Origin of the sequence: uncultured Methylobacterium sp., assembly GCF_964251405.1 — a bacterium.
Taxonomy (GTDB): domain Bacteria; phylum Pseudomonadota; class Alphaproteobacteria; order Rhizobiales; family Beijerinckiaceae; genus Methylobacterium.
The window spans coordinates 44740-57115 of sequence record NZ_CAXUJR010000009.1 but is presented as its reverse complement, the minus strand read 5'-3'; the positions used below and the strand labels follow the sequence as shown (position 1 = coordinate 57115).

The window sequence follows — 12376 nt, the reverse complement described above, 5'->3', positions numbered from 1 at the left end:
GTGCCATCTGAACTTTGCCAGGGGGTGTCATCTCAATATCGCGCTTACATTGATCCGTTCGCATAAGATATATTATGGAACCTGATGGTGCCTAGCGCCGGGTGAGGGGGCCTTGGTATAGGCAGGATTCACCATCGATCTGCAGCGGGCGTTCACCACGGGCGCAGGTACCGGGCGCAAAATCCGGTTGGAATTCCGCGATGGCTGAACCTCTTAAGTGGATCGCGCAATCGTCATAATTGTCCTTCACTGAACCGCCAGGTATCGATTGATGCCCGGGCCGCCGAATTTGAACAGAAGACGATGCCGCAACGTCTGCCACTGCCTCGCTCCCGCTTCCTCGCCCTCCTCGGGATGGCGACAATCTGCCTTTCCAGCCCGCTGCAGGCCGAGCCGCTCGTACCGAGCGCAGGTCCTGCCACGAAGATGGGCACGGCATTACCTCGGTTGACCGCACGCCTGTCCGGCGGCGGCGAGATCCGCATCGTGGCCTTCGGCTCGTCGTCCACGGAAGGCATCGGCGCCTCCTCCCCGGCTTCGACCTACCCGGCCCTCCTTCAGCGAGACCTCGCCGAGAGCCTTCGCCTCGGGGTCGCCGGGCGCCCGTCGGTCACCATGATCAACCGCGGCAAGGGCGGCGACGACGCCGAGGCCATGGCTCGCCGCCTCCAGCGCGACGTCCTCGCCGAACGCCCGGACCTCGTCATCTGGCAGACCGGCAGCAACGACCCCATGACCGGGGTGCCGCTGGATCGGTTTACCGCCCTCACCCGGGACGGGATCGCGGCGATCCGCGCCACCGGCGCCGACGTGGTGCTGATGGACCAGCAATGGTGCCGGCGCCTGAGCGGGATCGACGGCGCCGAGCGCTACGGCGCAGCGCTGCACGCCCTGGCCGCCGAACTCGGCGTGCCGGTGATCCGGCGCCATGCCCTGATGCAGACCTGGGTCGCCAAGGGGCTCCTCACGCCGACCCAGATGATCGGTCCGGACGGGCTCCACATGACCGATGCCGGGTACGACCGCCTCGCCAAGGCCGCTAGCGCCCAGATCCTGGTGCAGGCGGGCCTCGCCCCCGCCTCGGCGCAGGCCGCCATGCCGTCACCGGCGCCGTTCCGAAACTGAGGGCCCTCGGGGATCAGACGTCGACGGTGAGGCGCATCCCGTCATAGGCCGGGACCACGCCGGGCGGCAGCTTCGCCGCGAGTGTCGCGTAGTCGAGGTCGGTGTGGAGGTTCGTCAGCACCGCCCGGCGTGGCCTTAGTTCCTCGATGAGGACCAACGCCTCCGAGACCGAGTAATGCGTCGGGTGCGGGGTCTCGCGAAGGGCATCGATGACGAGGAGGTCGAGGTCGCGAAGCCGCGCCTTGCTCGCCTCGGGCATCAGGCTGACATCGGGCGCGTAGGCCGCCGGCCCGAAGCGGAAGCCGCAGGCCGTCTCGTTGCCGTGCTCCATGCCGAAGGCCAGGGCCTCGATCGCACCGCCCTCGCCCGGGATCGAGACGGCCTCGCCGGCCCTCAGGTCGTTCATGTCGAGGATCGGCGGGTACTGGCTGCCCGGCGGGGTCTCGAAGCAGTAGCCGAAGCGCCGGTCGAGGAGGGCCCGGGTCTCGGCATCCGCATAGACCGGGATGCGCCGGCGCATGTGGATGACGAGCGGCCGGACGTCGTCGATGCCGTGGGTGTGGTCGGCGTGGGCGTGTGTGAACAGGACCGCGTCGAGGCGGCGGACCTCGGCCGCCAGCAACTGCTCGCGCAGGTCCGGCGAGGTATCGACGAGGAGGGTAGTGGTGCCGCCCGCTCCCTCGCCCTCGACCAGGATCGAGCAGCGCCGGCGCCGGTTCCTCGGCTCGGCCGGATCGCAGGCGCCCCAGCCGTAGCCGACCCGCGGCACGCCGCCGGACGAGCCACAGCCGAGGATGGTCAAGGTCAGCGAGCGCATCGGCACCTCCCGGCCCGTTCGTACCGGAGGCGGGAAGGGGGTGTCACGCCCCCTCGCCTGCCGCCGCGCCGGTCTTGTCGAACAGCCGGTGGAAATTGTCCGTGGTCAGGGCGGCGAACGCGTCGAAGGGGATGTCGAGGGCCTTGGCCAGGGAGCGGGCGGTGTCGGCGGTGTAGGCCGGCTCGTTGGTACGGCCACGGTAGGGCTCCGGCGCCAGGAACGGCGCGTCGGTCTCGACGAGAATGCGGTCGCGCGGAGTCGCGGCCGCGATGGCGCGCAGGTCGTGCGACCGCCGAAAGGTCACGATGCCGGAGAACGACACGAACAGGCCGAGTTCGACCCCGACCTGCGCCAGCCGCGCGCCCGACGAGAAGCAGTGCAGCACCGCCTTGAAGGCGCCCTGCCCCATCTCGTCGACGAGCACCGCCTCCATGTGGGCGTCGGCGTCGCGGGAATGGATGACGAGCGGGAGCCCGGTCTCGCGGGCGGCGGCGATATGGGTGCGAAACACCCGCTCCTGCACGGCCTCGGGCGCCGCGTCCTCGTAGTGGTAGTCCAGCCCGGCCTCGCCGATCCCGATGCAGCGCGGATGACGGGTCAGCGCGACAATCTCGGCGGCCGGTACATCCGGTTCCTCCCCGGCCCCGTGCGGATGGGTGCCGACCGTGTGCCAAATTTCCGGATGGGCCTCGGACAGGGCCTCGTAGGTCCGCGCCTTCGCGACACGGGTGGAGATGGTCAACATCCGCGTCACGCCGGCCGCCCTGGCACGGGCGATCACGCCCGGCAGGTCTTCGGCGAAGTCGGGGAAGTCGAGATGACAGTGGCTGTCGATCAGCATGGAGGGGTCGTGTTTCTTGATCAGACTACGAGGACTCGTGAGGGTCGTCCCGCTCCGAAGGCGGAGCACGTCGACTGTTCTTGCGAGGGCGACGCGGCCAGAGTGCCCAGGTCAATGCGCACCCCACGACGACGTTTCCCGCACGGGCGCCTGGGGGACGGCAATCCATTCCGCCACGTCCATGCCCTTGCGAATACAAACCCGACGAGGGCGCGCTAACCGGCATCCGCCTCCGGCTCCACGAACCTCGGGAACAGCCCGCTCGGTGCGGGCAGGGCGGTGCCTGGGGCGAGCCGCCCGCCCTCCCCCACATCGGCGAGCTGGCGGCGATCCTGCGGCACGGCGAGGAGGTCGAGGAGCTTGCTCGCGGAGCCCGGCATGAAGGGCTGCACCAGTATGCCGATCGCCCGCAGGGTCTCGGCCACCACGTAGAGCGAGGCGGCCATCCTGATCGGATCCGTCTTGCGCAGCACCCACGGCTTCTGCGCGTCGAAGTAGCGGTCGGACGCCGTCACCACGGCCCAGATCTCGGCCAGCGCCGTATGGAGCGCGAGCCTGTCCATCGCCGCTCGCACGATGCCGGGCAGGGCGTCGGCCAGCGCCAGGAGTGCGCGGTCGTCCTCGGTGAAGTCGCCGTGCTCGGGCACCCTCCCCTCGCAGTTCTTGGCGATCATCGAGAGCGAGCGCTGGGCGAGGTTGCCGAGCCCGTTCGAGAGATCGGCCGTGTAGCGCGCGATGATCGCCTCGTGGCTGGTGTTGCCGTCGCCGCCGAAGGGCACCTCGCGCAGCACGAAGTGGCGGAGCGCATCGACCCCGTAGGTGCTGATGAGGTCGAACGGGTCGACGACGTTGCCGAGGGACTTCGACATCTTCTCGCCCCGCGTCAGCAGGAAGCCGTGGCCGAACACGCGTTTGGGAAGCGGCAGTCCGGCCGACATCAGGAAGGCCGGCCAGTAGACCGCGTGGAAGCGCACGATGTCCTTGCCGATGATGTGAAGATCCATCGGCCAGAACTTTTTTCGCGGATCGGTCTCGTCGGGAAACCCGGTCACGGTGAGGTAATTGGTCAGCGCGTCGACCCAGACATACATGACGTGGTCGGGATGGCCCGGCACCGGCACGCCCCAGTCGAAATTGGTGCGGCTGACGGAGAAGTCCTTGAGGCCGGAGCGCACGAAGCTCGCGACCTCGTTGCGGCGGGTCTCGGGGCCGATGAAATCGGGTTGGCTCTCGTAGAGAGCGAGCAGGCGGTCACCGTAAGCCGAGAGCCGGAACAGGAAGTTCTCCTCCTCCATCCAGGTCACCGGGGTGCCGGTGGCCTTGGCGCAGGGTATCCCGTCGGGGCCGGTCTCGAGTTCGTCCTCGGCGTAGTAGGCCTCGTCGCGGACCGAGTACCAGCCGGAATATTTCGACAGGTAGATGTCGCCGTTGGCCTCCATGCGCTCCCACAGGGCCTGGGCGGCGGCGTAATGCTCGGGCTCGGTGGTCCGGATGAAGCGGTCGAAGCTGCAGTCGAGCGCCTCGGCCATGGCGTGGAAGCGTCCGGCCATGTCGTCCACGAGCTCACGCGGGCTCATGTCCGCCTTCGTGGCGGTCTGCTGGATCTTGAGGCCGTGCTCGTCGGTGCCGGTGGAGAACAGCACGTCGTAGCCGTCGAGGCGCTTGAACCGGGCGATGGCGTCCGTGGCGATCGCCTCATAGGCATGGCCGATATGCGGCGCGCCGTTGGGATACGAGATCGCGGTGGTGATGCCGAAGGTTTTCTGGGCTGCCGGGTCGGTCACGTCGAGGTATCCCCGGCTACGCGGTTCATGGGATTCGCGGGACGGAGCGCTCGGGTCCGCCGTGTCCCGGTCAGGCCGCCGCGCGCATGGCCCCGGCGAGGTCGCCGAACAGCGAGAGGACGAGCGGCCTGCGATCGAGGTTGTAGGTGGCCGCCTCACCTGCGGCGCGGGCGATCTTGTCACACACCTCCACCAGGGCCGCAAGGCGGGCGGGGGGCTCGTCCTTTCGCCGGTGGAGCTCGTCCGAGACGAAGCGGAACACCGTGTCGAGGCTCGTGGCGAAGAGGTCGTCGGCGTCCCGCGCGGCGAGCTTCTCGGACAGCGCCAGGATACGGCGCCAATCGGGATGGTCGAGGCGGGCGAGCAGCCCCTCGACCTCGGTCACGAGCCCGAAGGTGGCCGGATCGAGCATCGCCACGGCGCGGGCGACCGAGCCCTCGGACAGGGCGGCGGCCCGTTCGAGGCCGGCCGGCTCCGGCGGCACGAACGGCGCCGGGAAGCCGGCGACCACGGAGGCCACCTCCCCCGACACCAAGGGCCGCAGGGTCAGCGCCCGGCAGCGCGAACGGATCGTCGGCAGGAGGCGCCCTGGCGCGTGGCTGACGATGAGGAAGAGCGATCGCGGCGGCGGCTCCTCGATCATCTTCAGGAGCGCGTTGGCGCTGTTGGCGTTCAGGTCCTCGGCGCTGTCGACGATGCAGATCCGGTACCCGGCGCTGCCGGCGGTGGACCCGAACAGCTCCAGGGCCTTGCGCGCCGCATCCACCGAGATCTTCGTCGGCAGCGACTTGGCGCCGGGCGGCTTCAGGCGGCGCAGGGCCACGAGGTTGGGATGCGAAAGGGCCGCGACCTGGCGGGCGGCGGGATGCTGGGCCGGGACCGCGAGGTTCTCCGCCACGCGCCCACCCTCGGGATGGGCGAGGAGGAAGCGCGCCACCCGGTAGGCCAGAGTCGCCTTGCCGATGCCGCGCGGGCCGCCGATGAGCCAGGCATGGTGAAGGCGGCCCGAGCCGATCGCCCCGGCCAGAGCCGCCTCGGCGTCGCCATGGCCGACCAGCGCCGTCTGCTCGCGCGGGCGCGGCACGTCGGGCAGGTCGCCGGGCTCGAACTCGTCGGTCATGCGCTCAGGCGGCATCGTGCTGCGTCCCGGCTGGCCGGTTCGCCGCGAAGAGACGCGGCAGGCGCTCCGTCACCGCTCCCCAGATCATCGCCTCCACCGTATCGGCGTCCCCGCTCGCATCGATGAGCATGCAACGCTCAGGCTCCGCCGCCGCGATCTCGCGGAACGCGGAGCGCAGGCGCTGGTGGAATCCGAGCGCCTCGGCCTCGAAGCGGTCGGGTGCCGTCGTCTCCCCGGCCGCGCTCGCCTCGGCCCTCGCCCTAGCTCTTGCCCTGGCCCGTTCGAGCCCGAGCTGCGGGTCGAGGTCGAGGATCAGGGTCAGGTCGGGAAGGAGGCCACCGACCACCACGCGTTCAAGGCTCGCCAGCAATCCCGGATCGAGGCCGCCGGCGGCTCCCTGGTAGGCCCGCGTCGAATCGATGAAGCGGTCGCAGAGCACGACCGCGCCGCGCTCCAAGGCCGGCTGGACGAGGGTGTCGAGATGGTCGATCCGGGCGGCCGAGAACAGCAGCGCCTCGGCAAAGGGGCCGTGGGGCTTGGCGACGCCCGCGAGCAGCGCCTCGCGGATCGCTTCGGCCTTCGGCGAGCCGCCGGGCTCGCGGGTGGTGACGACCGGGCGGGGCACGCGCAGGCGCAGGTGGTCGGCGAGCAAGGCGATCTGGGTCGACTTGCCGGCTCCCTCCCCGCCCTCGAACGTGATGAAGACGCCCGGCCGGCCATGGCCGGGCCGGACCTGCGCCGGAGCCGTGCTCACGAGCTCGGGCTGGCCTTGTCGGCGTCCTTCGTGCCGTCCTTGCCGAAGGCACGCCGGAACAGGCCGGTCCCGACCTCGAAGGCGGCGTCCAGCGCCCGCTGGGGAATGCTGCCGGTCTCCACGGCCTCGGCGGCGAAGAGCGGCAGGTCGAGGGCCTGGGTCTCGCCGCGCATGATCCGCAGCCGCGCCACGGGCTTGCCCACCTCGACCGGCGCCATCAGCGGGCCGCGATAGACCACCCGCGCGGTGACCTTCTCGCCGGATCCGCGCGGCACCAGGAGGCGGATCGGCTTCTTGGCCACCAGCGCCACCCCACCCTTGGCACCGCCATAGACGGACGCCTCGGAGACGGTCTCGCCGGCCGCGAAGATCTGGCGCGGCTCGAAGGCGCGAAAGCCCCATTCCACGAGCTTGCGCGATTCCGAGGCGCGGTCGCGGGCGGTCTTCAGGCCGCTCAGCACCATCACGAGTCGCTGCCCGCCCTGGACCGCCGAGCCGGTGAGCCCGTAGCCGGATTCCTCGAGATAGCCGGTCTTGAGGCCGTCGGCGCCGATATCGAGGGTAAGGAGCGGGTTGCGGTTCTGCTGCTTGATCTTGTTCCAGGTGAACTCGCGCTCGGCGAACATCTTGTAGAGGTCGGGATAGGTCTCGATGATGTGGATCGCGAGCTTGGAGAGGTCGCGAGCGGTCACCTTCTGGTCTGGGGCCGAGTAGCCGGTCGCGTTGCGGAAGGTGGAGCGGGACAGCCCGATCTCCTTGGCGCGAGCGGTCATCATCCGTCCAAAATTCTCTTCCGAGCCGGCGATCCCCTCGGCCAGCGCGATCGCCGCGTCGTTGCCCGACTGGACGATGAGGCCGCGCAGGAGGTCGGCGAGCTTGATGCGGCTGTTGAGCTGCGCGAACATCGACGAGCCGCCGCCGCCCGCCCCACCCCGGCGCCAGGCGTCCTCGGAGATCACGAACTCGCTGTCCATGCTGAGCCGGCCCTGCCGGATCTCGTTGAACACGATCTCGGTGGTCATCAGCTTGGCCATGCTGGCCGGAGAGAACGGCTCGTCGGCGGCCTTCTCGAACAAGACCGTGCCGGAATCCGCGTCGATCAGGATCGCGTGCGGAGCCGCCGTCTGGAAGCCCTGCGCCGCGGCGCCGCCGATCCCCGCCGCGGGCAGGAGGAGGGACAGAACCGCGTAGAGCCCGAGCGCCCGGCCGAGCCGACGCGACCCCGCCATGGCGGTTCCTTCCACGACATTTCGCATGACGCTTCCTGCCACGACCGCTCCCGTACCCATCATCGCCTCACGCGGCCGCCGCAGCAGCGCCGGCACAAACCCCGATCTCGATGGCGCGATGGTACAGGATTCGGCAATGAAAACGAACGGAGCTTTGCCGTGCCGCGGCACGAACGCCCCCCATCCCGATCGTGACGCGAATCTTCGGACGGCCGACGAACGGTCTGCCATGGCGACACTCAACTGCCGGGCTTTCGCGCCCGCAGGACCGTCGCGCAGGCCAGCTCCAGCAGCTTCTCGGGGGCGAGCTGTCGACAGAAGGCGAGGTCGATCTGCTCGGACGGCGCCCGCATCAGGTCCGCGACCGACATCCTGTGGAATTTCTTGCGCAGGTCCGGCGGCAGCCCCTCCGACCACGAGCGAAGGATCCATTGCAGCGCCCAGATCGGGTGCGTGGCATCCACGACCTGGACGTCCTCGACGAGGAGCGCGTCCTCGAACAGCCGGCGCATGCCCTGCGGGGTCGCGTTGAAGTAGTGATGCGGGTAGCCGTGATAGGGCTGCAGGAACGGCATGGCGCAGTAGAGGCGCCCGCCCGGCTTCAGGACGCGGGCGATCTCCTGGGCGCAGAGAAAGGGATCGCGGACGTGCTCGAGCACGGCCACCGAGATCACCCCGTCGAAGGTGCCGTCCAGGAACGGGAGCTTCTCGCCGACGCCGAGGACGTCGGTCGAGGGATAATCCACGATCTCGTAGTTCACGACGTTCTCGAAATAGACCGGCCGGTTGCCCGCGCCGCAATCGAGAACGAGACCGTCCGGGTTGCCGTGGATCAGGTCGAGGCCGTGCTGGTCGTAGCGGTGCGACGAGATCGCCTCGGTGGCGACGATCCGGTTGCTCTCGCGCAACTCGGCGGTGAGGAAGTCCGCGCGGTCCTCCTGCCAGAGGCAGGGCATGTCCTGTCGCAGAAACGGGCGCAGCCGCTCCATCTTCCGGGCACGGGCTGCGGGAAGAGCAGGATGCGGCAGGCTGATGAGGCGGCCCTGGCGCCGGCCGAGCTGCGTGAAGTGGTCCCATGCCGAGCTGGTGCGCCCGCGGGCGATAGAGCCCCTGACGTCGGGATTTCCCGCGAGGTACCGCTCTTCGTCGAAATTGCCGTCCGTTGCGGGAACGATGAGATCGAGGGGCATGAGTGGGCGCTTTGAACGGTCTTCGATGGGGGGATCCTGAAACTCGGTAGCGATGGGGCCGGAGGGGTCAAGAACGAATCCACGGCACGCCGTCGTGCGCGACGTCACGGGTGCGCGATGAGGGTGAGCCTCACTCCACCCGAGCGAACTGCGCGCGCCTCGACGGCTTGACGGCGTGCGCGGCGGGCTTCGCGACCGTCGATCTCGGATCGGCAAGGACCGGCTTGGCCGCCGAGGGGACGCGGCCATCCGAACCGGCAAACTTGGCCCCGGCCAGGAGCGCGGGCTTGACCGGCGGGATGACCATGCGTCCGGCCGTCGGCTTGAGGGCCGGGGGGCCGGGCGGCGCAAGGGTGGCGACGCGGCTCGGCACGGTCGCCGGGCGCCTGTCGAGGCTCGGAGCGACCGCGTCCTTGGCCGCCGGGATCGTCGGCGGCGAGGCGGCCACGCGAACGGGCGATGCCGGCAGGCGATGCGCGGGTGCCACGTCGTGGCGGGCTCCGGCCAGCCGGATCGGCGGCGGGGCGAGGCTGAGCGGCGCGGGAGCCTGCGCCGCACGGGTCGTCCGCGAGGCCGGCGCGATCGGCGAGGGCCGCGTCGGCACGAAGGAGGCGGTCCGCCTCGTCGTCGGCTGGACGGCATGGGGAACCGCGATGCTCGGCGCCGCCGCCACCACGCTCGGGGCAGCGCGCACGGGGCGCGGCGCGGGCTCGTCCTCGTCCGCGGCCGACCTGAAGGCCAGGGCGGTGCGCTGGGGCTTGGCCAAGGTTCTGGCCAGGGTGTCGGAGGCGTCGGGACCGAGATCGGCGAGCATGACCGGCGAGCGGCCACGCACCGATGCCGGCTCCCCGTCGGTGCGAAGGGTCGCCATCAGCTTGGCGTCGTCGCTGCCCGCCGTGGAGGCCTTGCCGACATACTCGACCCGTACCCGCGCCGTACCGCGGCGGCGGAAATCCAAGGCCTGGGCCACCTCTTCCGAGACGTCCATCAGCCGGTCGGCGTGGTAAGGCCCGCGGTCGTTCACCCGGACGACCATCGAGTAGCCGTTGGCGAGGTTCGTCACCCGGGCATAGCTCGGCAGCGGCATCGTCGGGTGGGCGGCGGCGACGGACATGCGGTCGAACACTTCGCCGTTGGCCGTCAGGCGTCCGTGGAAGGCGCTGCCGTACCAGGAGGCCAGCCCCTCGCGGACATAGCCTTTGGCATCCTCGCGCGGAACGTAGGTGCGCCCTGCCACCACGTAGGGCTTACCCGAGAACCGGCGTCCACCCCCCTTCGGGATGACGTCGCCCTCGTTGTAGAGGCGCGGACTCGCTTTCACGCCGTATTTCGGGTCGATCCCCGAACCCCCGCCGGCAGCGGCCATCTTCTGCGACTGCGGCCCCGCGCAATTGGCCGTCGTGAGGGCCAGGGCGGTGACGGCCAGTACCTTCCTGACGGAGACGTGCCAGACAGGCGCCGATGGCGGCAGCGGCCGCACAGCCTTCGATAGACGCACCATGACGCAACTGCCCGGAGCCCTCCGCCTTGAACGCGACACGGGTTCCGCCAGCGCGGGGGGCGAGACCGGCGGACCCTTCCTAGATCATCGTGGTCGTCCGGAGCGGCCGCGGCTTTTCGCGTCTGTCCCAACCGAACAATTGTCGGGACACCGTAAACGGACGCTGAACGAAGGCCGGAGCGGACGGGCGGTCCGACTTCGTGGGTCGGTTATCCCCAGCCCGTCACATCAGAGGACGTCGCCAAGCGACTGAAACACAGCGATGATTGGCTCTCTGCGAAAATTGTCCGCAATTGGTCGCCGAGGGAGCGCCGTGACGGTGGCTCATGTGCTGCATCAACAAAACACGAGACACCGTTGTGAACGTGCGATGATACTCCGTGAAATCGGGCTCAGCGCACGTCCTGGTCGTTGAGCTGCGCGATCGAGCGGGTGCCGCGCTGCCGGAACAGCAGGTCGAGGGCCTCCAGCATCAGGGCATGCATCTTGGTCCGCTCGGCATGGGCGAGGTCGCGCAGCTGGTCGTAGACGGGGGGCTCCAGATAGACCGACATCTGCCGCGCCCGGGTCTTGAGGGTCGAGGCCTGACGCCGCTCCGGGGGCGGGCCGGTGTCGAGCTGCACGATCTCCGCGCTCTGGACCGGTTTCGGGGCGCCCCGGGCCGATGAGGCGGAGGCGGCGACGATGGAGGCGAGGCTGGGCTTAAGCGGCTTTGACATGCTTGCCCACCTGCATCCGCCTCTCGATCCAGCTCCAGAGCTTGCGCACTTCCGCGGCGGCCTGGCCCTTGGGATTGAATTCGGTCACCCCCTGGCCGACCCCGATGGCGTCCTGATGGTCGGTGCGGGCGACGATGTTGACGTCGGGCAGGATGCCGAGCACCGACAGGCCGTCGGACGCATCGCGGATGCGGTAGGAGCGCGGCGGGGTCTGGTTGAGGACGAAGGCGAACTTCTTCTCCAGCCTGTAGATCGCCGCCAGCGTCGGCTTGAAGGCGCGCAGGTCCGCCGGGGTCGGCCGGCACGGGATGATGCACAGATCGGCCGCCCGGATGGCCGAGAGCGTGCCCGCGGAGTCGACGCCCGGCGTGTCGATGAAGACGTAGTCGTAGGCCGAGTCGCGCAGCTGGGCCATCACTCCGTCGATCTGGGTGGCGTCGATCTGCGCGACCTCGGGACTCTCCGCCGTACGGTGGTCGAGCCAGTCGCTGATGGTGGCCTGCCGATCCATTTCGAGGATGCAGACCGAGAGACCCTGCTCCTGGGCCGCGACGGCCAGCGAGATGCACAGCGTTGACTTGCCGCTGCCACCCTTCTGCGTGACGAACGTGATGGCCTTCATCCCAACGTCCCCTCCGTTCCGACGGCCCCGGTCTCGGTCCCGGTCGGCCGCTGCGCCCCGCTGTCCTGTGATGCAGGGATGACCTGATCCGGGTGTGGTCGAACGTGGTTAACGGGTGGTTAACAGCCTCCGACAGGGCTGGTCCGGCATTGCGGAAGCCGCCCGCGGCGTGATGCCGCTTTGTCAACTTGAGGTTGGTACAATCGATGGAAAGGTGGTGACCCCTCTTCCCTGCCGCCTTTGATTTCGCTAGCAACTCTTCGTGAGTTCGGTCTTTTGCCAGACCAGATCATCAACCTCAGGTGTTGCATCCTCGATCCTGAAATCAGGCTCGGAGCAGCGCCGGATCAGGAGCCGACCCGGAATCACGATGGCGAGCCCCCCTCGGCGCTCAATCCCGGATCGGCAGGCGGCCCTTCAGGCTTCCGGCTTCGTCGGCACCTGGCTCTACGACGTCCCGGCCGGCCGGATCGCCATTTCCGCACCCGTGGCGAGGCTGATCGGGTTCGCACCCGGAGACGCGGAGCAAGGACTCCCCCTCCCCGCCTTCGTCGCCGGGCTCCATGGCGCAGACCAGGCCCGGACCGAGGGAGCCGTGCGGGTGGCGGGCGAGCGCGGCGGTCCCGTCGATCTCGGCTTCCGCACCCGCGACGGCGCGAGCCGGATCCTCCTGC

The 12376-nt window shown here is 69.5% G+C and carries 11 protein-coding genes and 1 pseudogene; 2 read left to right on the top strand and 10 right to left on the bottom strand.

Annotation, left to right across the window (positions count from 1 at the left end):
• Nucleotides 1-447: 447 nt before the first annotated feature.
• Nucleotides 448-1125 carry an SGNH/GDSL hydrolase family protein gene (locus ACFE7U_RS03315; RefSeq protein WP_375408306.1) on the top strand — a complete coding sequence of 226 codons (678 nt, stop codon included), beginning with the start codon at nt 448-450 and terminating at the stop codon, nt 1123-1125.
• A gap of 13 nt (nt 1126-1138) precedes the next feature.
• Here ACFE7U_RS03315 and ACFE7U_RS03310 read toward each other — a convergent pair whose 3' ends face one another.
• The 10 genes from ACFE7U_RS03310 to ACFE7U_RS03265 form a co-directional block, all read right to left on the bottom strand.
• Nucleotides 1139-1942: an MBL fold metallo-hydrolase gene (locus ACFE7U_RS03310; protein ID WP_375408305.1), complete on the bottom strand. Its 804-nt coding sequence runs from the start codon at nt 1940-1942 to the stop codon at nt 1139-1141.
• Between the two features lie 43 nt (nt 1943-1985).
• Nucleotides 1986-2783: a TatD family hydrolase gene (locus ACFE7U_RS03305; protein ID WP_375408304.1), complete on the bottom strand. Its 798-nt coding sequence runs from the start codon at nt 2781-2783 to the stop codon at nt 1986-1988.
• A gap of 215 nt (nt 2784-2998) precedes the next feature.
• Nucleotides 2999-4567, bottom strand: a complete 1569-nt coding sequence (metG, locus tag ACFE7U_RS03300; protein ID WP_375408303.1) for a methionine--tRNA ligase — start codon at nt 4565-4567, stop codon at nt 2999-3001.
• Nucleotides 4568-4637: 70 nt separating this feature from the next.
• Nucleotides 4638-5702 carry a DNA polymerase III subunit delta' gene (locus tag ACFE7U_RS03295; protein ID WP_375408302.1) on the bottom strand — a complete coding sequence of 355 codons (1065 nt, stop codon included), beginning with the start codon at nt 5700-5702 and terminating at the stop codon, nt 4638-4640.
• A complete protein-coding gene (gene tmk / locus ACFE7U_RS03290) occupies nt 5692-6441 on the bottom strand; it encodes a dTMP kinase (RefSeq protein ID WP_375408301.1) in 750 nt (249 codons plus the stop codon). The genes ACFE7U_RS03295 and tmk overlap by 11 nt, the downstream gene beginning before the upstream one ends.
• Entirely contained in the window at nt 6438-7670 is a 1233-nt protein-coding gene (locus ACFE7U_RS03285; RefSeq protein WP_375408300.1) for a D-alanyl-D-alanine carboxypeptidase family protein, read from the bottom strand. The genes tmk and ACFE7U_RS03285 overlap by 4 nt, the downstream gene beginning before the upstream one ends.
• 239 nt (nt 7671-7909) lie before the next feature.
• Nucleotides 7910-8860, bottom strand: a complete 951-nt coding sequence (locus tag ACFE7U_RS03280; RefSeq protein ID WP_375408299.1) for a methyltransferase domain-containing protein — start codon at nt 8858-8860, stop codon at nt 7910-7912.
• A 130-nt stretch (nt 8861-8990) separates the two neighbouring features.
• Nucleotides 8991-10361 (bottom strand): septal ring lytic transglycosylase RlpA family protein, encoded by a 1371-nt coding sequence (locus ACFE7U_RS03275; protein WP_375408298.1) that lies wholly within the window; start codon nt 10359-10361, stop codon nt 8991-8993.
• A gap of 392 nt (nt 10362-10753) precedes the next feature.
• Nucleotides 10754-11080 carry a ribbon-helix-helix domain-containing protein gene (locus ACFE7U_RS03270; RefSeq protein WP_375408297.1) on the bottom strand — a complete coding sequence of 109 codons (327 nt, stop codon included), beginning with the start codon at nt 11078-11080 and terminating at the stop codon, nt 10754-10756.
• The gene (locus tag ACFE7U_RS03265) at nt 11064-11702 is read right to left on the bottom strand and encodes an AAA family ATPase (protein WP_375408296.1); all 639 of its coding nucleotides are present in this window, start codon (nt 11700-11702) and stop codon (nt 11064-11066) included. The genes ACFE7U_RS03270 and ACFE7U_RS03265 overlap by 17 nt, the downstream gene beginning before the upstream one ends.
• 370 nt (nt 11703-12072) lie before the next feature.
• On the opposite strand from ACFE7U_RS03265, the pseudogene ACFE7U_RS03260 reads away from it, so the two are divergent.
• A pseudogene (locus tag ACFE7U_RS03260) lies at nt 12073-12376 on the top strand (hypothetical protein); the annotation flags it as partial.